The organism is Parazoarcus sp. PS-13 R2A, from assembly GCF_057621855.1.
In genome coordinates this window covers 1-24307 of record NZ_JBYEXN010000022.1, presented here as the reverse complement: position 1 = coordinate 24307, position 24307 = coordinate 1, and the positions used below count along the sequence as shown (strand labels likewise).

Genomic DNA, 24307 nt, shown 5'->3' with positions numbered 1-24307 from the left:
CATAGGATTAGCCGGCTAGATTATTGTTCTCAAAAAAATCACCGCTTGAGGGATTTCAGCAGCAGCCCCTTGGTCATTTCCAGAACACGGCCTCCTAGCAGATCGGATTGCCGTGGCGGGCGTTCAACAACGACATGACCGCTCATCACCCGCAGGATGCCCACGAAGTCGGGGACGGTCAGTTTCTCAATCCGCTCCGCCTGCTCTGGAACGGCAATCCAGAGGAAATTGAAATACGGCGCCATCCCTTCCAGTTTCCCTGACCAGTTCACATGAAATCCACCCGCTATCTCGATGCCGTGGATTTGTAGTGGATCACTCTTGCGATCCCTAATAACGGCAACGGCGTCGAATATGTAGCGGCGAGGGGTTGCACCATCACTTTCTGGGCTAATGTGCATAAAGAGTTCGTAGAGATCGGGATTCCGAATCCCGGACCAACTTGGATCTCCTGAAGCCAACGACGTCAAGACCATGGCTTCGGTTAGGCTCTCGAACTGCTCACGGTTGCGCAAGTTGATACGTGGTGGCGGAACACCAAGGCCGCGGGCGGTCCGCCCGCCAAGCGCAGGACGATAGGCTTGCCATACCGTGCGTAGTTCCGCACGGGTAATGCCACCCGAGATTACCTGTTCAGCCAGGCGTTGCAGGGCGTTATCCGGGGCGACCCGAGCCAACTTGGAAAGAAGTTCGAGGTTCTCAGGGCTTACCTTGTCAGGAAGTTCCCCCAGTGGGGGGCAGGAAACGCCGCGCCCTGTGAGCGCCTCGCGTAACTTGATGTAGTAGCGGCCAGCGGTCAGGTAGCGCCAGAGCGTTGATTCCTTGAGTCCCAGGCTTTCAGCGTGGCCTTTCAGCCATTCGGTGAAGGACTTGGCCTCATTTCGCCAGTAATCAGTTTGGTCGATACGATCCAGTAAATAACCGATGTGCGCCCACGAGCGGGATTGGCCTTGGGTCAAGGCGGCAATTTCGCGGGCCAGGAAATCGTGGTCGCTCTGTGGGGATCGGGGTCGCGGCATGGCATTTTGGTAGAAGTTCTAAACAGTTTAGCCGGCGAGAGTTGTTTGTCAAGAGGTAGATATTCCGGGTATCCGGATTTGAGTGTGTTTCCAGCCACTGAACCGGCTCATGTCATCTTGGCGTAAAACCGGATTTTGTTGTTGTCTGCCGTGCGGCGTTGCTCTATCATTAAACCGGATTTTGTTGTGGGAGAAGAAGACGTGAAACCCTCTGAAGCCTTGGCCTCGAACCGTGCCGCGATCCGGCATGTGGTCGAGTCGCACCGTGCCCGGAATGCTCGGGTGTTCGGCTCCGTGCTGCGCGGTCAGGACACCGACAACAGCGACCTCGACCTCCTCATCGACCCGACGCCGGAAACGACGCTGTTCGACATCAGCGCGATCCGCTTAGAGCTGCGCAAGCTGCTCGGCGTGCCGGTGGACGTGCTGACGCCCAACGGACTGCCGGACAAGTTCCGCGCTGCCGTGCTCGCGGAGGCTAGCCCCGTATGAGCCGCGATCCCCAGCGACTGCCCGACTACCTGGGGCACATCCTTGAAGCCATCGAGCGCATCCACTCCTACGTGGCCGATGTTGACGAACTTGGCTTCTTGTCCAGCAAGATCATTCAGGATGCCGTGATTCGCAACCTGGAAGTGATCGGCGAAGCCAGCCGCAATATCGAGCGAGTCCACCCGGAGTTCGCATTGGCGCACCCTGAACTTCCATTGGCGCTTGCCAATGACATGCGCAACGCATTGGCACATGGCTACTTCAAAGTGGATTTGGAAATCGTCTGGAAGACGATTCAGGGCAACCTGCCTGACCTGCACGCGCAAATCACTGAGGTGAGCGCGACGCTCTCCCGCAACTCCGATCATGAAGGGATGGAACCATGAAAACCGGATACACCGCCGAACAGGCGGCTTCGTTCTTGCTCAGTGACACCGGCCTGTCCGAGTGGCAAATCGGCTTTCTTGCCGTTGCCTTGGATGAGGTGGCCGAGTGGCACGAGCGCAGCGGCAACACAAACAGTATTGCTTGCCATGAGTGCGCGGACGAACTCACGCAGATGAACAGCCAGCACCGGGCCAGCATTGAACCCGTCGTGTACGCGCTGACCGGCCTGTCTTTCAGCGTCTCATGGCGCGGCGACTACGGCGCACGCACCTTCTTCGTCGAGCAACGCGAGCGGCGTGACTTGCGGCCTCGTGCTGATTTCGACGCCCTTCATGACGATTGCGGTTGGGGCAGCGACGCCCACAGGCAGGCTCTTCGCGCACAGTTCGATACCGAGGAAACAGCATGAGCAACGACAACAAGCCGCCGATGTTCGGCCCCTCTGGCGTGTTCGATCCCACGACCTATGAGCCGCGCTCGGGCAAAACCTTCTGGATGGCCGCGACGGACGTGAGTTCGCTGGCGGACAAGGAGGGTGCTGCCGACACGCTCATCGGCAACTGCACGACCAGCCTCCCGTTCAAATTCGAGTTCGATCCGAAGAACAACGGCCACTACCTCATTTTTGGCTCGACCCGCGAAGGCATGTCGGGTATGGCTTCACGCCCCTCGCTGCTGCCACTGTCCGCCCCGTCGCAATTCGAGGCAAACGTGCTCATGGCGCTTGGCTCCCAGCGCAACTTGCTGGAGTCGGATGGCGTATCGCTGATAGCTCTGTCCCGCGTGCTGGGCGTGGAATCCACGCCGGAGGGCGACCGTCGAATTCTGGATGCCCTGCAGCAGCTCAAGCGGCTCGTGCCCGCGTTGGCGGGGCTGCGCTACAGCGAATCCGATGGACTGGTGAGGGCTGGCGATGTCTACCAATGACGTGATGCTCGAAACGCTGACCGAGAAGATTCAGCGGCAGGATCGCTTCATCGCGCAGTTGCAAGCCGACCTTGAACAGGCGCGGCAAGCGTCCGTAGACGTGATGCTCGGGCAGCTCCGCTTGCGTGAGGCCGTCCTTCTGTACGTTGGCCAAGACGCTGACAACTTCGGGCAGCAGATCGCTGAGAATTTCGGCGGCGACGTTGCGCGGGCAGTGTTGAACAGCTTGTTTGTGCTTGACAACGTTCCTGTGCCGTCCGAGGCACGCGAGGCAATCCGCAAAGCGACCAATCACGGCATGAACAGGTGGTGAGGATATGGAAGAGTTTCTGATCGGTGTGCTGGTCGGCGGGCTTCTCTTTGGAGGACGTTCCAGCCGAGGCTTTGATGTTGGGGCCAGGTTGCGTGCCTATCTCAATCGCAAGCGATACGAGAGGCTGGAAAGGAAGGCCGCAGCGCGTGGCTTCGAGGGTGAGTTTCAGGAGCAATGGCGCATGCAATGTGATGGCATGCCATTCGAGTTGCAAACGGGTATTGAATCCATCCGCGCCTTTCGACGGGCTGAAACAATATCGAAGCAGAGTGCGGCTTGATCCATGCCCGCCAACATCTTGAACCTCCCCGACTTCAAGGTGCAGCGGGTCGAGGAAACCGACCACGACTACCACGTCTACGCCGAAGTCTCGAACCCTCCCAGCATCTGCACGGCCTGCGGCTCTGACCGGCTGATCGGCCACGGTCGCAACGAGCAAGTCATCCGCGACCTGCCGACACACGGCAAGCGGCTTGCGATCTACGTGGATACCCGCCGCTGGCGTTGTCAGTCCTGCGGCAAGACCTTCATGGAAGCGCTGCCGGCGGTCAACGCCAAGCGGGAGATGACCGAACGGCTGTGTCAGTGGATCGGCCAGCAGAGCCTGAAGCGCACCTTCGCCAGCATCGCCGACGACACCGGCCTGGACGAGAAGACGATCCGCAACATCTTCCGCGACTACGTGAACGAGCTGGAAGCTCAGTTCCGATTCGAGACGCCGAAGTGGATGGGCATCGACGAGATTCACCTGATCCGGCCTCGCTGCGTCATCAGCAACATCCACAACAACACCATCGTGAACATGCTCCCGAACCGGGACAAGAAGACGGTGGTGAACTACCTCTACAACCTGCAAGGGAAGAAGGAAGTTCAGTACGTGGCCATGGATATGTGGACGCCGTACCGTGATGCCGTCACGGCAGTGCTGCCGGACGCCCGGATCGTGATCGACAAGTTCCACGTCGTTCGGATGGCCAACGACGCGGTGGAGAAGGTCAGGAAATCTCTGCGCGAGCAACTGACGCCGAAGCAGCGCCGGGGCCTGATGCACGACCGCTTTGTGCTGCTCAAGCGCGAGCGCGATCTGAACGACAAGGAACGGCTGCTGCTAGACGGCTGGACGAAGAACTACCCTGAGCTGGGGGCCGCGTACAGCCTCAAGGAGGGCTTCTACGGCATCTACGAGGGCTCGGGTAGCCCGCAGGCCGCCATCGCGGCCTACGAGGCTTGGAACAAGGCTGTGGTGCCCGAGGTGCGGGACGCTTACTGTGACCTGATCCGAGCCTGGACGAACTGGCAACCGTGGATTCTTGGCTACTTCGACCACCCGGTGACGAACGCCTACACCGAGAGCCTGAATAGCCTGATCCGGGTGATGAACCGGCTGGGGCGCGGCTACAGCTTCGAGGCCCTGCGGGCCAAGATTCTGTTCACCGAGGGCGCACACAAGAAGACCCTGGCCAAGCCGAAATTCGAGCGCAGGCGCGAGCCTGTGGTGATGGACTTCGCGGCCGACGATGTGATGGGCTACGGCGTGCCGGGTCAGGGCATGGAAGGTCTGGCCAGGATGATGGTCAGGGCGCCAGGAAAGAAGGCTGAAACACACGAGATGGGCGAACCGGCCAAGAACTACGGAGCGGACATAAACACACTGACCGAGCTGATTGAGTCAGGCAAGCTCTGATGGCTCAAACACAGCCAAATCCGGATAGCCGATATTCCTAGATAGATGCTCCAACCATCCGTTATTTTTGAAGCTCCGCATTGTGACGCAGAGACTGGTGGGTGCTACCGGCCACAAGCAGCCAGCCGTCCGCTTGGTTTCGACATAAAATGCCCTGCTTTCAGACCCTGCCTAGGGCAGTTACGGGCATAGAATGACACTGCGACAAAAAATCCTGCTGCTTGGGTTAGTGGCCGTCTCGGGCATGTTCCTCGCCCTGTGGCTCCAATACAAGGCTTACCTAACGCAGTCCCAAGCTATCGAGGCAGTGGTGCGAAACGTCAGCGCTGTCGTCGCTCTTTCCCATGCTGCGCACGAGTTGCAGAGAGAGCGCGGCATGACGGCCATCAACCATTCCAAAACAAATGCCCAAGCGCTCGCCGAACAAGTTCGGCATACCGATGCGGCTCTAGCCGGAATCCGTGGCGACATCGCCAGTCTTGGCATGGCTCTTACCCAACTGCGGACGGAAGCGGCGACGGGGAGGATAACGCCCCTGGCGATCCTAGACAGCTACAGCAAGCTGCTCCAGCGTCTCGCCGACGAAATGGATCGACTTACCAGTGAGCCCGAAGCAGCCGTTGCCAAGACCGACATGGTTGCGCATACGCACCTAATGGCAGTAAAGGAGAATCTCGGACAGATTCGGGCAACTCTGGGCTACTGGACCGAACACAAGAGCGACGATTCCGTCGTGCTCAATAGACTATTCCGTCTCAAGAGTCTCCAAGAGGAGGAACTGCGCAAGTTCGGACTGGATGCGTCGCCTGAACTACGCGAAAGGCTTGCCCAGGAGTTCTCGGGACTGGAAGTTGCACAGACGCTGGAGACACTGGCGCAAATCGCCGCCGCTGGCAAGCTTCCGCAGACGCTCGATGTGCAAGCCTGGTGGTCAATGGCAACCGTGGCGGTTGATCGTCTGAAGGTCGTCGAGGACTATTCGCTAGAGTTAATCGAGAAAAAAGCGGAACTCGAACTCACGCAACTTCGAAGCTCCATGCGTTTAGGAGTGATCATTACGCTGGGGATTGGTCTTGCCGTCGTCATCATGGCCATATCGGCGACCGTTGCCTTGCTACGCGCACTGGATCGCGCACTGGGAAGCATGGAGCTCATCGCTGCCAGCCAGGATTTTCAAATTCGCATCCCTGCCGACACGCCGGATGAAATCGGTCGCATCTCACGGAGCTTCAATCAGTTGCTCGACATCGCAGAGCGATTGTTGAAGGAGAAGGACTACTTGGCCACTACCGACCCTCTGACCGGCGTCAACAACCGGTTGCGGTTCGCCAAGGTGCTCGGGGATGAGGCAGAAAGGAAGCGCCGGACCAACACGCCGATGGCGCTGGTCATGTTCGATGTCGACCATTTCAAACGCATCAATGATACCTACGGACACAATGTTGGCGACGAGGTGCTGAAGGCATTGGCTAATCTCGTCAGCACTGAGGTTCGCGTCACAGACTTCTTCGGCCGCTGGGGTGGCGAAGAGTTCGTTCTGCTTCTCAGGGACGACGATTGCGAGGCTGCCATGGCCGCTGCGGAGAAGCTCAGAAACCTGATTGCAAGTTCGGACATTCCTTCCGTGGGCAAGGTGACGTGCAGCTTTGGCGTGGCCGCCTGGATGCTTGGGGATACCGAGGCAAGCCTTGTCGCACGTGCCGACAAGGCGCTCTACGAGTCGAAGAAGGGCGGGCGCAACCTAGTCACTTGCACACAAGGAGTGACGGGAAATTGCCACGGCCGAGTGCGCTGCGCACAATAAGCCGACAGTGGCCCGCCTGGCGAGTGGACGACGATCACGGTATGGCCAACATCGTGTAAGGCTCGTGCGATGGCCTCGCCCAAGCCACCGTTGCCGCCCGTGACCAGGGCGGTACGTTGTTCAGCCGGCATTGCGGCCACCGGTCTTGCCCGGTGCCTCCTTATCCTGCGCCGAGGCCCACACGGCTCCCCACTGTTTGAAGATATCCTGGAACGGGAGTACCGCATCGCCCTGGCCTACGGCCTGCGTAACCGATTTCTGCCAGTCTTGAATAGCTATTTGCAGGCCTTGGGTGAAGGTTGTCTGGTTTTTGATCGCGACTTGTGTCAGCGCCTGCGCGCCGCCCACGTGGTACTGGAACTGACGCCAGAAGGCTTGTGCGGGCAGCGTGGCCAGTTCCTGCCAGTTCTGGGCCTTGAGCAGGCTTTCGATTTCCGCGCCGGACTCGGCAATGCCGTCTTTGCCCGCGCGCGTGGCGTTCTCCAACCATTGCTGGCCGTTTTCCTGCACCAGGCGCTGGAGGCGCAACTGCAGTTCCAGGTTCGCCTTGAACAGGTTGAGAGGGATGGTTTCATTGCTCATGGTCAAACTCCTTACTGGGTTGAGTGCCCACTCGGGCGGTCAAACGATCAGGCCATCTGGCCGATCGTTTTGCGAAAGCGTGCTAACGACAGGAAAAACAGCACCGTGCCGATCAGGGCCAGCGCCAGGAACGGCTGCCATACCGTCTCCAGGCCGGCGCCCCGGTAGAGGATAGCCTGGCTCAGTTCCACGAAATGGGTGGTGGGTGCGATCAGCATGATGTTCTGCGCTATCTCGGGCATGCTTTCGCGTGGCGTGGTGCCACCCGAGAGCATCTGCAGCGGCATGATGGTCAGCATCATCAACATACCGAACTGCGGCATGTTGCGCGCCAGGGTGGCGAGGAAGATGCCCATCGACGTGGTGGCGAACAGACTGAGCGCCGCGCCAGCGAAGAACAGTGCAATGGAACCCTCGACTGGAACGCCCAGGACGCCGCGCACCATGAGATTGAGGGACAGGAAGGAGGCGATCAGCACGACCAGGGCCATCGACCAGACCTTGGAGAGCATGATCTGCGCGGGTGTAACCGGCATCACCAGCAGGTGCTCGATGGTGCCGTGCTCGCGCTCCCGGATCAGCGCTGCGCCGGTCAGGATGATGGACAACAGCGTGATGTGGTTGATGATCTGCACCACCGAGCCGAACCAGGCCTTGTCCAGTGCCGGGTTGAAGCGTGCGCGCAATGCCAGATCCACGGGTGGCGCGTCGGTGCCGCGGTAACGCTTGACGAACTCATTGACTTCGCCGGTGAAGATCTGCTGTATATAGCCACTGCCGGTGAAGGCCTGGCTCATGCGGGTGGCGTCGACATTGAGCTGCACGGCAGGCGATCGCCCCGCCAGCACGTCGCGCTGGAAGTTGGGCGGAATGACCAGAGCGAAGGTGTACAGCCCCGCGTCCATGCCCGGGTCCACGTCCCTATAGTCGATCATGGCCGGCTGGGTGAACTGCGGGGGGTAGAAGGCCGAGGCAACCCGCTGGGACAGCGCCGAATTATCCTCGTCGACGATGGCGATGGGCGCGTTGTGCAGCGTCTCCGGCATGGACGTGGCCTTGGTGTAGACCGACGCGGTGAACACATAGACGATGAGTACGAGCATCATCGGATCACGCCAAAGGCTCCACAGCTCCTTGACACCGAGGTCGTAGATGTTGGCAACGTTTCTTCCGCTCATCTCAGCGCTCCTGCTTCTTGAGTAGCAAAACGGCCGCACCGAGAATCACCGGAACCGACAGCAGCATCGACCACAACGGCCCCGCCAGATCGGCCAGGCCGAGCGCTTTGCTGAACACGCCACGGCTGATGGAGATCATGTGCGTGGCGGGGTAGATCTCGCCGATGAACTTGCTGGAGCCTTCAAGCGAGGACACGGGATCGATCAGGCCGGCGAACTGGGTGGCCGGAATGATGGTGCCGATCATGGCAAAGAACATGGCGGCGATCTGGCTGCGCGTGACGGCCGAGGCCAGCAGCCCCATGCCTGTCGCGGCGAAGGAGAAGATCAGCGCGGCCAGCGACAGGGTGAAGAAGCTGCCCGTGACCGGCACACCGAAGACGGTGACCGCGAGCAGGCTCATCAGCAGGAAGTTCACCATGGCCAGACCGACATAGGGCAGTTGCTTGCCAAGCAGGAACTCGATGCGCGTGACCGGCGTCACGTAGAGATTGGTGATCGAGCCCGTCTCCTTCTCGCGCACCACCGCCAGCGCGGTCAGCATCGCAGGCAGCATGAGCAGCAACAGCGGAATCACCGCCGGCACCATGGCCGGCAGGCTCTTGACATCGGGGTTGTAGCGAAAGCGCGTCTCGACGCTGGCATTGCCGGCTGCGCTGGCGCCGCCACGCTCGCTGGCCTGTGCCAGCAGCCAGTGCTGGTGCATGCCCTGAACGTAGCCCTGGACGGTTTCCGCGCGTTGCGGCATGGCGCCATCGAGCCAGGCGCCGATCTGCACGTTCTGGCCTCGCAATACATCGCGGCTGAAGCCAGGGGGGATTTCGATGGCCAGCGACAGTTCGCCGTTGCGCATGCGCCGGTCGAGGTCCTCGTAGTCGACGATCGGCGCGTGCTCGGTGAAGTAGCGCGATCCGGCCAGGTTCAGCGTGTAGCTCTGGCTAAGCGTGGTCTGGTCGCGATCGAGCACCGCATAGCTCAAATCCTCGACGTCCATGGTGATGCCAAAGCCGATCACGAACATCAGCAGCAGCGAACCGCCCAGCGCCAGGGTAGCGCGGACCGGATCCCGCTGCAGCTCCAGTGTCTCGCGCCACAGATAGCTGAACATGCGCTGCAAGCTGAAGCCTCCAGAGCGGTGCCCGCGGTGTTCAGCGGGTACCGCGGATGGCGGCTCCTCGTGATTGTCGGCCTCAGGCTGGCTGGGCGGGGCGGCTGTGCCGCCCTCGGCTTCGAGGAGGTAGCCGATGAAGGCCTCTTCAAGGGTTTTGGCGCCGCGTTTCTCGACCAGTCTGGCGGGCACGTCGCTGTCGAGCACCTTGCCGGCATGCATCATCGACATGCGGTCGCAGCGTTCGGCCTCGTTCATAAAGTGAGTGGAAATGAAGACCGTCACCCGGTCGCGCCGCGACAGCTCGATGAGCAGCCGCCAGAACGCATCACGCGCCACCGGGTCGACGCCGGAGGTCGGCTCGTCCAGAATCAGCAGCTCGGGCTTGTGCACCATGGCAACGGCCAGCGACAGGCGCTGGCGTATGCCCAGCGGCAGACTGGCCGGCAGGCTGTCGATGACGTCCACCAGCCCGAAGCGCTCCACCATCTCATCGACGCGACCGGGAATGTCCTCCGGGGGCACACTGAACAGCTTGGCGTGCAACTCCAGATTCTGGCGTACCGTGATTTCGCTGTAGAGCGAAAACGCTTGCGACATGTAGCCGACGCGGCGGCGGGTGTCCAGATCATGCGGGTCCACTTCGTGGCCGAACAGCCAGGCCCGCCCCTCGCTCGCCGGCAACAGGCCGGTGAGCATCTTCATGGTCGTGGACTTGCCGCAGCCATTGGAGCCGAGGAAGCCGAAGATTTCACCGCGCCGGATGCGGAAGGAGACGCTGTCGACGGCGACGAAGCCGCCAAAGCGCATGGTCAGCCCCTCGGCCTCGATGGCGATATCGTCCGTGCCGCCATCCGGCAAGGGGGGAATGACCACTGCTTCGTGCCCGCGCTTTTTCTCTTCCGGGAGCAGGCGGATGAATGCCTCTTCCAGGTTCGGGCTGCCTGTGCTTTCCAGCAATTGCCGCGGTGTGCCGGTGGCGAGGACCTTGCCGTCGTCGATGGCGGCCAGCCAGTCGAAGCGCTGCGCCTCATCCATGTAGGCGGTGGCCACGATCACGCTCATGCCGGGGCGATCGGCGCGGATACGTTCGATCAGATCCCAGAACTGCGCGCGTGCCAGCGGATCCACGCCGGTCGTAGGCTCATCGAGAATCAGGAAATCCGGGTCGTGAATCAGCGCGCAGCACAGGCCGAGTTTCTGTTTCATGCCCCCGGAGAGCTTGCCTGCCGGTCGCGCCAGAAATTTGAACAAGCCGGTGGCCTGGGTCAGTTCGTCGATACGCTGGCGGCGTTCCGCGGCGCCATGACCGAACAGCCGCGCGAAGAACTGCAGATTCTCCTCGACCGAGAGCGTCGGGTACAGGTTCCTGCCCAGCCCCTGCGGCATGTAGGCGATGCGCGGGCACACCTGCGTGCGATGGGCCTTGCTGGCCATGTCGCCATCCAGCACCTCGACCGTGCCCTCCTGGATGATGCGCACACCGGCCAGCAATGAGAGCAGACTGGATTTGCCGACGCCGTCGGGGCCAATCAGGCCGACCATCCGCCCGGCGGGAATGTCCAGGTCGATGCCATCCAGGGCAATGACGTCGCCGTAGCGCAGGCTTACCTGATGGACACTGGCAACGGTCGCGAGCTGCGCGCTGTGGCTCATACCTTACTCCGGCACGCGAGCGGTCAGGGTCTGGGGCCATTCGGCATTGGCGTCGAGCTTGACCCAGGCCACGCCGGGCAGCCCGGTCTTGACCTGGTCCAGGTGTTCACGCAGCAGCTCCTGCGAAATCTGCGCGCGCACGCGAAACATCAGTTTCTGCCGCTCGCTGGCGGTTTCCACCGTCTTGGGAGTGAACTGCGCCGCGCTGGCGACGAAGGAAATGGTGGCTGGAATCACAAACTCCGGCGCGGCATCCAGAATGATGCGTACCTCGGAGCCCAGCCCGACGCGGCCGGCCACGGTCTCGGGCAGGAAGAAGGTGATGTAGACGTCCGACAGGTCGATCAGGTTCAGGACGCGTCCGCCCGCTCCCAGCACCTCGCCGGGTTGCGCCACGCGCACCTGCACCCGTCCGTCGCGCGGGGCGCGCAGTTCGCTGTCGCGGATGTCGGCCTCGATGCGATTGATGCTGGCCGTGGCGGCGTGCACGCTGGACTGCGCGCCGACAAGCTGCGCCTTGGCTGCCTCGACTGCGGCGCGGGCGGCGGCGGCCTGCGCTTTGCTGGCCTCGAGCGTCGCCTGTGCGCCCCGTACACGCGCCCGGTCATCGTCCAGTTCCTGGATCGAGGCGGCGCCCTCCTGGGACAGGGTCTGCGAACGTGCCAGACGCCGCTGCGCGGCATCGAGCTCCGACTCGCGCTGGCCGACCAGGGCCAGGGCGGCAGTTACGTCGGCCTCGCGCAGTGCCACTTGCGCCTGCGCTGCGGTCACCCCGTGCTCGGCCTGCTGGCGCATGGCCTGAGCCTCGTCGCGCTGCGCTTCAAGTGTCTCCAGTTGCATCCTGGCCAGTGGCTGGCCCGCCGCGACGAAATCGCCTTCACGCACCAGTATGTCTTCGATACGTCCGGGCAGCTTGGTGGCGATGTCGATTTCGGTGGCTTCGATGCGGCCATTGCCGTTGGCGAACCCTTCGCCGGGTCCGCTGTCGGCAAGCTCCGTCCAGCCCCACCAGGCCAGCGCGATAACAACCGCTGCAGCGGCAGCGACCAGGAGTTTTTTCTTGAGAGAGGGGGAGACAGTCATGGGTTCGGCGTGCCTTAACGGGTTGATGGGGTGGAAGCGGGGGTCGAGGCCGCACCCTGTGCCTCGCCGGTTGCGGCGAGGGTGCCGCCGCCGAGCGCGGCATACAGCGCCACCTGGCTGGACAGCAGCGCGCGGCGCGCCTGTACCAGTTGTTGCTGGGCACCCAGCAGATCGCGTTGGGCATCCAGCACCTCCAGGAAGGCGGCCGAGCCGTTGTCGTAGCGCAACTGGGCCAGCCGTGCGCGTTCGCTTTGCGCTTCCAGGTTGGCTCTCTGGATCGTCAACTGCTCAGCCAGCCAGTGCTTTGCGCTCAGCGCATCGGCCACCTCGCGGAAGGCTGTTTGAATGGTTTTTTCGTATCCGGCGACGGCGATGTCGCGGCGCACTTCGCTCAGTTCCAGATTGGCGCGTCGGCGCCCGCCATCGAAGATGGGCAGTGACAGGGTGGGCATGAAGGTCCAGGCGCGACTGCCGGAATCGAACAAGCCATTCAAGTCGGAGCTGGCCGTGCCGAAGCTGCCAGTCAGCGCAATGCGCGGCAAGAACGCCGCGCGGGCCGCGCCGATGTGGGCATCGCTGGCACGCAATTGGTGTTCGGCGGAAATGATGTCCGGGCGACTGACCAGCAGCTCCGAAGGCAGACCGGCCCGCAGCTCAGCCAGCACCGTCGTTTCATCGAAGGGCACCTTGGTGGGCAGCGGGCCAGGATCGGCACCCACCAGCATCGCCAGCGCGTGCAGTTGCGTGGCGCGGGCTTGCTCAAGCTGGGCGAGCAGCGCCTGAGCCTGGTTCAGCAAAGTCTGGACTTGTGTGAGGTCCAGCTTCGAGGTCGCGCCGACTTCGACGCGGCGCCGGAAGATACGATAAGACTCCTCGCGGGTTGTCACGGTTTGCCGAGCGATAGCCACGCGTTCGTCGATCTCGCGCAAGCCAAGATAACCGTCCGCCACCTGGGCGATCAGCGCCAGATGGACGGCCTGGCGCGCCGCATCGGAGGCCAGCCAGCTTTGCAGGGCGGCGTCCTCCAGGTTGCGAACCCGGCCCCACAGATCCAACTCCCAGGTGCTCAAACCCACCTCGGCCCGATACTCGCCGCCCACCTGCGATCGGCCCGACATGTTCAGATCGCCAGGGACGCGGGCGCGTCCACCTTGGGCGCCCACGCCCACGGCAGGAAAACGATCCGAGCGCTGAATGCGGAATGTGGCGCTGGCTTCCTCGACGCGCAGCGCGGCCAAGCGCAGGTCGCGGTTGTTCTCCAGCGCGGTCTCGATGAGGCGTTGCAGCAGGGGGTCGGTGAAGTACGCCTGCCAGGCAAGCTCTCCCGCGTGGGCGCCGTCGGTGCCTGATCCAAGATGCGCAGGCCAGGCTTCGGGCACGGGCAGCGGCGGGGTGTCTGGCGCCGGAGCGAGCGACATGCAGCCGGTCAAGACGACGGCGCTCAGGGCCAACGAGGCAGTGCGCAAGCTGAACGCAGGAAACAACAGGGAAGCTGGGGGCATGGTCACGTTCCGTACGGGTATCGGGCTGAAGAGGGTCTGGTTGCAGAGGAGGGGATAGCTGCCACCCACGCAATGCGGAGTTCGTGGCCGATGTCCGCAGGCCTTCCTTTCCTGCTTGCAAGTGCTGTCAAGCCCACTTCATCTCCTTGTTGATATGTGCATCCCCGTGTCCCCTGGCTGGTTGATGAGGTGCTCTTCCTGTGTCACATCCCAATGTGCCGGGTTCGTTCGCGCCTCTGAGTTGGCTTGCATCGTGAAATTTGAAAACAAACGACTGGACGGTTATTTTTAATTATACGTGGGCACCTCGAATAACCCGAGGTTTCAGCGAATTCCTCCGCGCAATGATGACGGCGACCGAGTTCGGTCCAATTTCTCTGGCAACCCACCGTGTTTCTCGGCGGAGTTGCCCCGTTTTTGCCTCGAATCGCCCCAGGCATCGGCGATTCGGCCCATTTCGGGCGTCAGAAGGCCTCGATTCCGGCCTTCCGGAAGTAGACCAGTCGCTTCAGGTTGTAGCAGGCGGCCATCATCGTCATCGCGAAGCTCGCCCGCGCCTGGCCGATGGTGCGCAGCAACTTGCCACCCATCTGCTCGAGGGCGCCGAACACGTGCTCGACCCGGGCGCGCGTTTTGGCGATGCGCTGGTTACGCCGCTGCTGGCACTCGGACAGCGGCTTGTTGCGCTTGCCTTTCCTCTGGATCTGATTCCGGAAGCCCTTCTCTTTGAGCCGGGCTTCACGCGCCTCGGACGGGTAGCCCCGGTCGGCATAGACATCCCGGCTCGTGTTGGCGGCATCGAAGACGTTGTCGAAGTGCTGGCTGTCGTGCGTACTTGCCGTGTCGGTCTCGATTCGGCGAATGATCTTGTATTTCTTGTCGACGTTGATCGAGAGCTTGTAGCCGAAGTGACTCTTGCCGTGCTTCTTCGCCCAGGTCGCGTCGATGTCCTTCTGGCGCCGCTTCGCAGGCTTCCAGTCGGCGGGCATCGCACCTTGCTCGATCAGCGCCTTCTCGCCTCGGCTGTTGTGCTGCTTGGGGGCGGGTACCAAGGTGGCGTCGATGATTTGACCGCCACGCGCGATGAAACCCTTCCTGAGCAGCTGCGCCGAGACACCGTCAAAGAGCGCCTTCGCGCCCGCTTCACCGATCCGGTTCTCGAAGGTCCATACCGTGGTGCGGTCCGGGACGTTGGTCGCGTTCGCCAGTCCGCAGAAGCGCTTGTAGCTCATCCGGTCGAGCAACTGGTACTCCATCTGCTCGTCGGACAGGTTGTACAGACGCTTCAGCACCAGGATCCGCACCATCGTCTCGGTCGGGTACGGCGGACGCCCGCCCTGCGCGCTCACCGGGCGCGGCGCAACCTTATCCACCTCGGCCGCCAACGACGCAAAGTCGATGTGCGACTCGATGTCGGCCAACGGGTCGCCCAGCGAGTCGATCTTCTTGCGGTGATGCTCGTCAGCGAACAGGTCAGTCTTGATAGCGCTAAGCGGTTTCATCGGTGCAGGCTGTAGGTTCAGGACCTCGTAATTTTACCAAGGGCGGGCAAAGCGGAGGTTTTTCGAGGCGCCCGTAAGGGATACCTTAAATACCGATATTGGCACAATACTATCTGGATCGACTCAGCGATTTATTCGTACCGCATCAAACTGCTGCTGGCTAATCGCTCTTTCATTCAACGCGTGCTGCAGATTCTGCATTTCCATTCCAGTGGGTACCGTCGATGTTCCTTGCACCTGCACATTCGCACCCTCCGCCGCAACCAACTGGCGGGAGAAAGCCAAGGAGCGCAGCAAGGATCGGTTGTCTGATTTTCGCAGTATCTCCCACTTGCTCAGCAAACGCTATCGAAAAGTGTTGTCGTTTGGTGCTCGAATTCACTCTGGTCAGCCTTCCGGAGTTATTAATCGGTGCATGAGTTAGCAGGATGATGCAAAAACCGGCGATACCGCGTCAGCACTGAGGTTCAGGTCGAATTTCATCGTGACATCGTTTTCCGAAATATCTTTGTCGCTGCTTTCGAAGTGCCGTCGTGGCCGCAACGGCGGCCGCGAAGGTCCATTTGAGCTCTTGTGCTCATGCCTTCACCTCCGTAACGCTCAATTTCGCGATTCGGAGCAGGTTGTATGCAGCGCCGGAATAAAGGCCGCCATTTGGGTCTTCGCCTGGCCGATGAAGCGGGTCTTTCTCAACCCGCCGACCGTTTTCAACCAGCCAAATATTTCCTCGACGCGCTTTCGCTTTCGCTGGCTGACCCGGTAGCCCTCGGTCCGGGTGGTCCGCCCATCCAGTCCAGGCGTCTTCCGATCCTTGATGCGCGCAATGTGCGGACGGATCTGAAGCTCGCGCAGATGCTCGACGAACGCCTTCACGTGATAGCCCTTGTCCGCATCCAGTGTCTCGGGGTGAATGTGCCTGCGTCGCGCTCACGTGAGCAACTGCCGGGCCGCACGGTGCTCGGGGTCCGTTGTGCTTTGATGCGTGGCGTTCGAGCGCTTCTCGCCTTTGAAGTCGACCATCCCCGTGCCATGGACAACGTCATTGGGCGGGGTGCCGTCCTTGCGTTTGAAGCTCTTGAACGAGGCCCAGGCGTCGATCAGCGTGCCGTCTACCGTGAAGTGGTCCGAGGACAGCAGATTCTGCTTCTGGGCCGGCTTGACGACCTCGTCGAAGAAGCGTCGGGCTACGTCAGTGGCGACCAGGCGCTCACGCAGACGGCTGAAATTCGATTGGTCCAGCGTCGGACTCTCGAGATCCATGTCGAGGAACCAGCGGAACAGGATGTTGTAGTCGAGTTGGTCGCAGAACTGCCGGTCGGAGCGAACCGAATACAGCGCGATAATCAGTTGCGCCTTGAGCAGACGCTCTGGCGGAATCGACGGACGGCCGACCGACGAGTAAAGCGCATCCAATTCCGCGCAAATCACACCAAGGGCTCGATCCGCCAAACGCTTCACTCGTCACAGCGGATGATCGGCAGGCAGACGCGATTCCGGCGAGAAATAATGGAACATCGAGGACTGGGGGTCTAGTTGGCCGCGCATCGTTGCAGTACCGGGAGTTTGGAGATGGTTCTATGACAAGCAGCTTGATGGGTCGTTCACTGACTTTTGCATCATCCTGTTAGTACGTCGAACCATCCCTGTTCTCCTTTTCTTATCATGCACAATTAGCGCCCTGCATAATGCTGAATGCCGTCACACGTTAGTAGGGCTTGCCAAGGTAGAAATAGAAACTGGAATCACCGGCCGCCGCGCGCCCATACCCAAGATAAACTGCCCCGAGCGGGGTATCTATGGCTGTAAAAATACTGGCAGACTTCAGCAAACCTGTGGGACTTCCCCTCACAAGCGGATTACCAACCTTTCCTGCTTCAAGTGATACGCCTGCATAGCCCCCTTCAAGCAGTCCGCTATCAAATATTTGCCGATAGTACATAAGTCGGCTAAACGCGAGTCTCTCTCCGAGCAACTGGCCCGTCGTATAGCCAGACAAGCTCAGAAACCCACCCAGTTGAAACAGGTCGTACTGTGGCAACGGGCCCTGACCAACATGTCCCCCGGCCTTAAACGAAAGATTAAAACTATGTGAACCGAATGAACGAACAATAGTGCTATCGGCACTCCATTTCGTATAGTTGTCGTCAGCGCCTAGCGACCTATGCGATTTAAATATTTCTGCTCTAACTGACCAGCCATCTCGAGGGAACGATGTATTATCAAGCTGATCAAGCAGCAAGCTCGCCCTGAACGCCGCTTGAGCAATGCTAGATGCACTTGGCGCAAGGCTGGTCGGGCCGGTATCAAGTTTCGGATAGCGGACGCCTTTTAGCAGACCGATCCGCGCCTCACCATACTCCTTCCACTGCGTCCCCAGATCCAACCCGACCTTGCTGGTACGGTAACTAATGGTCGCGATGCGGTTATCTCCTTGATAAACGTCGGTCTTACGACTTTCATATCCCACGTAAGGAGCGACAAAAAAGGGACCTTCCGCACTGAGTGGTTGATAGAACTCGCTGAGGAAACCATTGGGGGTGCCAGCTTTAAAATTTGTGCGCCACTCGGCTCCAAAGGAATTGATCCAGGTTTTGCGATAGCTGGCCAGCAGGTTGTAATTCGACTCAGAATTAAGATCAGACGACAGTCCGAGACCGAAACGTACATAATCTGGCCCCCAAGACTTCTCGATCGCATCGACCATCAGGACCCGCTTATCGGAGTCATCGATAAAGCGGTACGCCACGCGCTCATAATCGCCTGTACCATAGAGACGGCGCAAATCAGCGTCGAGCGTTGCCTGGTCCGCTGGTTTGCCTACTTCAGTAATCAAGGATTGTCGCGCCACTTGCGGGTTGATGTGTTTGAAATCGCTGAAGCGTATATCGTCAATGGGGCGAGTATCGGATGCCATAACCTGCGTCTGGCGGACGCGTAATGCAGCATATTCTTCTTGCGGAATGGAAAGTGCTTTCAGCCGCTCGGAAACCATACGCGCCGCAGCTTCTCCTAGTGGAGAGATTTCTGCCAAGCGATCAAAATCACCTGTTGAAAACCCTTCGAGTTCCGGTGAAATCAGAATATCATCCTGCTTCATCGACGCCAGCGATGCCTGCACATTTTGTTCCGTAAGAATGCTCAGCATCTGTCCTGCAACACCAAAAATGGAGCTCAATTCCTCACGCTTCAGCAACGGGGTGCCGACATTAACGGCAATTACAATGTCCGCCCCCATTTCTCGTGCGGTCTGCACAGGTAAGTTGCTGGTCAACATGCCGTCAGCAAGAATCATCCCGTCGAATTCAGCAGGCGCCACCGCACCAGGCACAGCCATGCTGGCACGCATGACGTTCGCCAACACGCCTTCCTTGAAAATGACCGCTTTACCAGTCACCAGATCCGTGGCCACCGCTCGGAAAGGAATCGGCAAGTCATCAAACCGGTAGAAGCCCTGCACCTTGGATAGGCGCCGCAATACGGTTTCGATCTGGACACCGCTAACCAAACCCTTGGGAAGCTTGAGGCCGCCCTCGCCCACACCGAACTCAGGACCGAAAAAGCTCAGGTAGTCATCCTGCTTGCGTCGCATGCTCAGTTCCTGCCGCGGCGGCTTTTCTTTGATCAAAAAACCGGTAGTCATCCCTGCCACGATCCGGTCCATTTCCGGCGAAGTGAGTCCTGTTGCATAGGCCGCACCGACCAGGGCCCCCATACTGGTGCCGGCAATGCAGTCAACCGGTACGCGATACTCCTCAAGTACCCTGAGCACGCCAATGTGCGCCGCACCCCGCGCACCGCCACCGGACAGCACCAGGCAGATTTTCGGACGCATGGCAGATCCGGTTTCACCACGCGGCTCATCCGCCTTTGCCAGCGGAGTCATTCCCGAGAATAAGGATGCCACGGCAATCCAGAAAGCCACCATCCCACGCATACACTGACCGTGCATTCCAAGCCCTTTAAGAATCATTCCTTAGCCACCAAAACGCAGGGCCTCTACGGCTGCACCCGGCATCAATGTCCGGATTCGCTTCGAGAATTCATGATCCGTTCCTGCGGCTCGTGCCCTGGCATTGATGTGCGCGCGCGTTTGAATCTCCACAAATGGCAAATCGTCCATTTGCAGCCTGCCCATTTCAAAGAGATATTCTGGAACGTAACCGCTTGCAATAATTTTCCAACTAAATGGAAGCTGCTGCGGATTGACACGAGTATTCATCCATATTGCGGTCGTGCAGTTCGTCGTAAGCGAATTATAAAACTCCGGTTGCACGCTCAGTGCGTTGATTCTGTTCATGTACTCCAGAAACAGGCGGCGCCGGTTCTCGGGCGAAGTCTTTGTGCGGTACAAATAAACGTCTTCCGGAGGATCCTGCCGATAATTGGTGCGCACGCCAATCACATCCCGCTCATCCGCCACCACGTAATAGAGCTCGTACTGGCGGAAGAACCCCTTGAGGTTGGAGTAGGCTTCACCCTTGGTCTTACGCACCTCGATCGAAATCGCCAGGTACTCATCATCGGCAAAGGCAAAGCTTAAAAACACATGCGCAATCGCTGGCCCCATCCAGTGAGATGTCACCAGATCAACCGCCTCCAGTTTCCGCAGATCGAAACGTTTATTGTAATAAGATGGCGTGAAGTCCGTTTCGCTGCGGTAGGTGAAGTTGCGGATATTATAGACTGTCACAAAATCGCCTTCGATTTTGGCATGGGGCAACAAGGACGTCTCATCCTGCCAATCGCGCGTATTGCTAGGCTCCAGCTGCGACCACAAAACCATGAGAAGGGAGAGCAGGACAAAGTAGGGGGCAACCCGCTCCCAGCGCCGTCGAGTAATTGCAAAGACGGCAAAGATGGCAAACAGAGCCAGGACGGCAATCAGGCCAAAACGTGCAAAGCTATTGGCTGGCCCCGCATAGGCAATAAACCCTCCGCCCCATACTGCACTCCCAAGCACCAGCATCCCGAACAGCAGCGTGCTTAACACGCGGAAAAAGCGTAATAGCAATGTCTGCATTCCTCACTCTAAAATTAACTTGGCGGTTTCAAGTCTGAAGTGCAACAATCGGCATACGGCATACGGCATACGGCATACGGCGTACGGCATACGGCATTCAAATACCACATTCCAGTTTGAGGTAGCATACATCCTGTAAATTTCGATGTGAGGAGTGTGGACATGAAAATACGTGCGCATGCAGTCCCCGACGGGGTTATCGAGTTCGCGCAGAATGATACCGCACTGGAAAAGGAAATCATCACCAGCTTGAGTCCTGGCGCCTGTTCGCTAACAAGACGCTGATTCTCGACTCTGAGCGTACCTGTACCGTATTGCAGTCCGCGGCAATCAGCCGCATCGCTTTTCTCACTGCCCTGCCCATTTCCCTGCTCGAAGCCCCCCACAACGACGACTTACCGAGAACACTGCCGCCCTGAGCAATTGGGCGACCGACGGCGGTTTTACCCAATTAACGGGAGCAAACCCCGGCGAGAACTATAAAGGCCACGTGCTTTTCGAGATGGCCGGCAGCCACCGGCTGCTGGTGAATCTTGAGGGCGAACTCGCAAGCCAGCCCGATTTGTTCTCGAAACTTAACCATATCTACGATCTGCCTTTCTATGCCCTACCTCATCCCCAAGGCGGCTTAGTCGTTATGAATATGCGTAACATCGTTGCCTTAACCTATCTACCCGGCCTGAAGGAATACCCGAAAGGCTATCTGCCCGCTGAGCGGTGCTAACCGTGCCGTCCCACCTGCACCGACTTTTTATTTATCGGTTCCCGTTTCCGTACTCGGCATGACCTGCACAACCAGTGGCGCACTGGCGTCGAGATGCACGTCACGCTGCGGGAACGCAATGACAATGCCGTGCTCGGCAAATCTCGCAGCAATCAACAGGCGCAACTCGCTGAGCACGCTCCGTGTTGTCGGCATGTTGGCGCTGATCTCTAGCCAGACATAAAGGACAAGCAGTTGGGCGTTGTCGCCAAAATCCTCGAACAAAGCCTCTGGGGCGGGTGTCCGAGCAACCTGCGGATGATTCACGGCCAACTCCAGCAAAAGTGCGGTGGCTTTCTGGAGCGATGTCCCATAGGCGACACCAACCTTTACCGCAAAGCGCACGCTGCGACTACTATGTGTCCAGTTGGTGACATTCTGCTCGATGAAGGTGCTGTTCGGCACCAGAGTATCAATGCCGTTGACGTTACGGATAGTGCATGAGCGCACATTGATGTCGGTAACTACACCAAGGACGGTTCCAACCTCAACCAGATCGCCGGGCCGGAATGGGCGCTCAATCAGAAGCATCAGGCCGCTAATAAGGTTTTTCAGCATTGTTTGCATGCCAAAACCAACGCCGATGGCAATAGCACCGCCAAGGAAGGCGAAGGCTGCGAGAGGGATTTTGACAATCGCCAAACTGACCAGCAGCAGGATGACAATGCTCAAGGCGAGAATCCATTTGCGGGCAATCCGTGCCTGCGTTGCATCCATTGTCATGCGCCTTACGGCAACACGGAAGTACCAGCGTGTCAGCACCGCTATCAGAAAGTAACCAATCACCAGTATCGCCACAGCCACGAATGCCTTGGCAACAGTAATGCTTCGTGTCCCGGTAATCTTGCGTCCGTCAACCTCAAGCGTATCCTCGATAGAAAAAAGTTCGTAATACCAGACTTTGCGCGCTCCGTTGACGAAACTGGACAGCCCTTGCTGAGCCTTGTCGCCCAATCCCAACCCCTTTGAAACGGACTCGAATTCCGCTCTCCCGCGTTGCACCAGTTGCCGCAATTCCTCGAGTTCACTATATCCATTCAAGTAAACCAGCTGGCGATCCGTAAGAATCTCCAACATCTGCTGATGGAACTTTTGCTCCATGTGCTCGATCTGGCCATGACGTACCCGCTCATGTTTGTTGATCGAGTCCAGTGTCAGCTTGAGTTGTGCCTCGATATGTCGAATGACCGGATCGAGCTTTGTTATCAGGCTAAGACTGCCCTCGTAGATCTTGCGCAAATCGGGATGTTGACCCTGACTGGCGAGGGCCACGTCATAGCGCATCTCCCAAAAGGCCAACTGGATATCCAGTCCTATCAACTGGTTGCTGATCATCTCCAGTGAGGTTGCCACATTATTCCTGCGTGCCTCAGCCAATGTCAGTTCGTGGTCAGTCGTTGCGACGTCGGCCTCTGTTGTCGCAACCCTTCTGTCAAGATCAGCGACTTGACCCTTCATGCGCTTGATCACACTTTCGGTCTTGCTTCGTTCGATGGCGCGCAACGGGTTGATCTTTCGCAACAACCCGGTGTTTTCCTCCTGTTCCTTCTTGAGCTTCGCCTCTTCTGCAGCCAGATCCTGTCGACCCTTGTAGAGCGAACCACGCAGATCAGCCAATTTTCGAGTCAACGCATTCAACTGTGCGCGCCGGTCCGCCACCGTCTTGTTCGCCGCTTCTCGCGCCGTGGAATTGGTCTCGAGTTGCTGTAGATAGTCGTCCCGTCGCTCGGCAATACGCTCTCTGATGGACCGAATATCCGTTTCAGAAAAGCTGACAGAAGCTTCTGCTGCCTCAATCATCCGGCGACTCAGATCAACCTCCAGTTGATCGCCAGCGCGGCGGGCATCAACTGCCTGACGCTCGACAACCAACTTAGCCAGATAGGCGGCATTCGCACGCGCCTCAAGCTCAGCCAGTTGATATTGCCAACGCATTCGTTCCTCATCTCTTTCTTGCCGGCTTTCTTCCATGCGCTCCCGCGCTTGCCGCTCCCGAACCTGGCTCTTGGCGGTAAGCAGCCGAGCATTTTCGATTTGTCCATCGATGATTTGCAGTTGTGCTTCCTGACCGCGCAGGGTGAGAAGGTTATTCTGCAGTTCCGCGCGCAAACGATCGACCAGTAAAATCGAATACGGTGGGGGATCAGAAAATCCCTGCCAGAGTTGTATGCGCGACTCAATCTGCTGCCTCTGCTTTTCCTGTTCGACACGATCGTTCAGCGCATTGATATGCTGCTGATAGGAAAAAGCCAGATACTTCAGAAAATTGTAGCGATCGGACAATTCCTTGTCTGATGCGCCTTGGGGTGCGCCCCCTTGCCGACCGGGCGATTTGTCGATGCGCGCAATGTCAGCCAGTACGCTTTTACGCAATTTGTCTAACTCTTCGACCGTGATGTCCTTCTGCGGCGCTTCTACCTGTCTCTCGGGTGCGGTTGCCGCAGGTGCATTCATAAATGGCACAGACATTTGCGCAGCGGCCGGCAAGGCCAGCACTAGCCCAGTCCAGGTAATCAGGAAAACTGACCACAATTTCCGGGAAGGCGACAAGAATGAATTCATGGAATTAGCGGTCCTGCAAAAAATATTTTTTCGAAATGAAGACTTAGCATCAAAAGAGCCCAGCTTAACTGAAGCGCCTCGGTTTATGTGGAGGCCGGTTGGTTTAAATCGGACCGCAATTGCTATTTGATTGGCGAGTTGCCTGTAGTAGTTTGCGTCAGCTTTCGCAGGCGGGATATAGCCGATGGGTGCGATTAGTAGGTGGTTATTGAACCAGGCCACTCATTCCAACGTCGCCATTTCTAATGCTGCCTTGTTTCTCCATGGTGCGCGGCGGTGAATGAGCTCGGCTTTGCAGAGCCCGTTGATGGTCTCTGCCGAAGCGTTATCGTAGCTTTCGCCCCTTCTACCAACTGACGGCTCCACGCCAGCTGCTGCAAGACGGTCTGTATAGCGAATAGAGACGTATTGGGACCATCCGCATCGCACGCTCGCGCACCTCTGGGGAAGACTTGTTTAACTTGTTCTTCGCTACATCTTCTCAAGAGTTGGAGCCTCCATCAAACCTCGGGGTGTTTCACAATGCCACTTCGCTCTGAAGCATTACAGCCTAGTGAGCGATCATCTGTGGCTCTTTGGGTTTGACCGTCTGGATTTTGGTGATAACGATGGGAAAGAGTGGATTATGCCTTTCAGGTTATGAGTTTTGGTATTGATTGCGTTACAGATGGCCGATATACCGCGTGAGTAATGTTCTTGAAGAGGGTGTGATTGAAACAGAGCAG

The 24307-nt window shown here is 58.9% G+C and carries 20 protein-coding genes and 2 pseudogenes; 9 read left to right on the top strand and 13 right to left on the bottom strand.

The annotated features are described in order from the left end of the window. Positions 1-38: 38 nt before the first annotated feature. The gene (locus AC22G6_RS17705) at positions 39-959 is read right to left on the bottom strand and encodes a hypothetical protein (RefSeq protein ID WP_487367861.1); all 921 of its coding nucleotides are present in this window, start codon (positions 957-959) and stop codon (positions 39-41) included. A 261-nt stretch (positions 960-1220) separates the two neighbouring features. Between AC22G6_RS17705 and AC22G6_RS17700 the strand changes: the two genes are divergently transcribed. From AC22G6_RS17700 to AC22G6_RS17665, 8 genes are all read left to right on the top strand, one after another. Beyond that, positions 1221-1511, top strand: coding sequence for a nucleotidyltransferase family protein (locus tag AC22G6_RS17700; RefSeq protein ID WP_487367860.1), 291 nt, complete (start codon positions 1221-1223; stop codon positions 1509-1511). Further along, the gene (locus AC22G6_RS17695; RefSeq protein ID WP_487367859.1) at positions 1508-1897 is read left to right on the top strand and encodes a HepT-like ribonuclease domain-containing protein; all 390 of its coding nucleotides are present in this window, start codon (positions 1508-1510) and stop codon (positions 1895-1897) included. Before AC22G6_RS17700 ends, AC22G6_RS17695 begins: the two co-directional genes overlap by 4 nt. Further along, entirely contained in the window at positions 1894-2307 is a 414-nt protein-coding gene (locus tag AC22G6_RS17690) for a hypothetical protein (RefSeq protein ID WP_487367858.1), read from the top strand. The genes AC22G6_RS17695 and AC22G6_RS17690 overlap by 4 nt, the downstream gene beginning before the upstream one ends. Further along, positions 2304-2825, top strand: a complete 522-nt coding sequence (locus AC22G6_RS17685; RefSeq protein WP_487367857.1) for a hypothetical protein — start codon at positions 2304-2306, stop codon at positions 2823-2825. The genes AC22G6_RS17690 and AC22G6_RS17685 overlap by 4 nt, the downstream gene beginning before the upstream one ends. A gap of 4 nt (positions 2826-2829) precedes the next feature. Further along, positions 2830-3138, top strand: coding sequence for a hypothetical protein (locus AC22G6_RS17680; RefSeq protein ID WP_487367856.1), 309 nt, complete (start codon positions 2830-2832; stop codon positions 3136-3138). 4 nt (positions 3139-3142) lie between these two features. Further along, a complete protein-coding gene (locus tag AC22G6_RS17675; RefSeq protein ID WP_487367855.1) occupies positions 3143-3418 on the top strand; it encodes a hypothetical protein in 276 nt (91 codons plus the stop codon). A gap of 3 nt (positions 3419-3421) precedes the next feature. Beyond that, a complete protein-coding gene (locus tag AC22G6_RS17670; protein WP_487367854.1) occupies positions 3422-4822 on the top strand; it encodes an ISL3 family transposase in 1401 nt (466 codons plus the stop codon). A gap of 193 nt (positions 4823-5015) precedes the next feature. Then, positions 5016-6626, top strand: coding sequence for a diguanylate cyclase (locus AC22G6_RS17665; RefSeq protein ID WP_110391854.1), 1611 nt, complete (start codon positions 5016-5018; stop codon positions 6624-6626). Here AC22G6_RS17665 and AC22G6_RS17660 read toward each other — a convergent pair. From AC22G6_RS17660 to AC22G6_RS17615, 10 genes and pseudogenes are all read right to left on the bottom strand, one after another. Continuing rightward, positions 6536-6757: a KR domain-containing protein gene (locus AC22G6_RS17660; protein WP_487367853.1), complete on the bottom strand. Its 222-nt coding sequence runs from the start codon at positions 6755-6757 to the stop codon at positions 6536-6538. The genes AC22G6_RS17665 and AC22G6_RS17660 overlap by 91 nt on opposite strands. Beyond that, complete coding sequence (locus AC22G6_RS17655) at positions 6747-7208, bottom strand: phasin family protein (protein ID WP_273134848.1); 462 nt, start codon at positions 7206-7208, stop codon at positions 6747-6749. Before AC22G6_RS17655 ends, AC22G6_RS17660 begins: the two co-directional genes overlap by 11 nt. Before the next feature lie 47 nt (positions 7209-7255). Next, positions 7256-8386 carry an ABC transporter permease gene (locus AC22G6_RS17650; protein ID WP_487367852.1) on the bottom strand — a complete coding sequence of 377 codons (1131 nt, stop codon included), beginning with the start codon at positions 8384-8386 and terminating at the stop codon, positions 7256-7258. 1 nt (position 8387) lies between these two features. Next, on the bottom strand, positions 8388-11150 hold the full coding sequence (rbbA, locus tag AC22G6_RS17645; protein ID WP_173581427.1) for a ribosome-associated ATPase/putative transporter RbbA: 2763 nt from the start codon (positions 11148-11150) through the stop codon (positions 8388-8390). 3 nt (positions 11151-11153) lie between these two features. Next, entirely contained in the window at positions 11154-12233 is a 1080-nt protein-coding gene (locus AC22G6_RS17640; protein ID WP_003296523.1) for an HlyD family secretion protein, read from the bottom strand. 14 nt (positions 12234-12247) lie between these two features. Further along, positions 12248-13735: an efflux transporter outer membrane subunit gene (locus tag AC22G6_RS17635; RefSeq protein WP_024161576.1), complete on the bottom strand. Its 1488-nt coding sequence runs from the start codon at positions 13733-13735 to the stop codon at positions 12248-12250. Positions 13736-14199: 464 nt separating this feature from the next. Then, on the bottom strand, positions 14200-15237 hold the full coding sequence (locus AC22G6_RS17630) for an IS5 family transposase (protein WP_487367851.1): 1038 nt from the start codon (positions 15235-15237) through the stop codon (positions 14200-14202). A gap of 577 nt (positions 15238-15814) precedes the next feature. After that, positions 15815-16782, bottom strand: a pseudogene (locus tag AC22G6_RS17625) (IS5 family transposase). A 160-nt stretch (positions 16783-16942) separates the two neighbouring features. Then, the gene (locus tag AC22G6_RS17620; RefSeq protein ID WP_487367850.1) at positions 16943-19207 is read right to left on the bottom strand and encodes a patatin-like phospholipase family protein; all 2265 of its coding nucleotides are present in this window, start codon (positions 19205-19207) and stop codon (positions 16943-16945) included. 3 nt (positions 19208-19210) lie between these two features. After that, positions 19211-20257: an Lnb N-terminal periplasmic domain-containing protein gene (locus AC22G6_RS17615; protein WP_108972063.1), complete on the bottom strand. Its 1047-nt coding sequence runs from the start codon at positions 20255-20257 to the stop codon at positions 19211-19213. A 490-nt stretch (positions 20258-20747) separates the two neighbouring features. On the opposite strand from AC22G6_RS17615, the gene AC22G6_RS17610 reads away from it, so the two are divergent. Then, the gene (locus tag AC22G6_RS17610) at positions 20748-20981 is read left to right on the top strand and encodes a hypothetical protein (RefSeq protein WP_108972064.1); all 234 of its coding nucleotides are present in this window, start codon (positions 20748-20750) and stop codon (positions 20979-20981) included. A gap of 27 nt (positions 20982-21008) precedes the next feature. Here the strand turns inward: AC22G6_RS17610 and AC22G6_RS17605 are convergent, their stop codons facing one another. Then, complete coding sequence (locus tag AC22G6_RS17605; RefSeq protein ID WP_108977010.1) at positions 21009-23582, bottom strand: mechanosensitive ion channel domain-containing protein; 2574 nt, start codon at positions 23580-23582, stop codon at positions 21009-21011. 126 nt (positions 23583-23708) lie between these two features. After that, a pseudogene (locus AC22G6_RS17600) lies at positions 23709-23996 on the bottom strand (IS3 family transposase); the annotation flags it as partial. Positions 23997-24307: the final 311 nt, after the last annotated feature.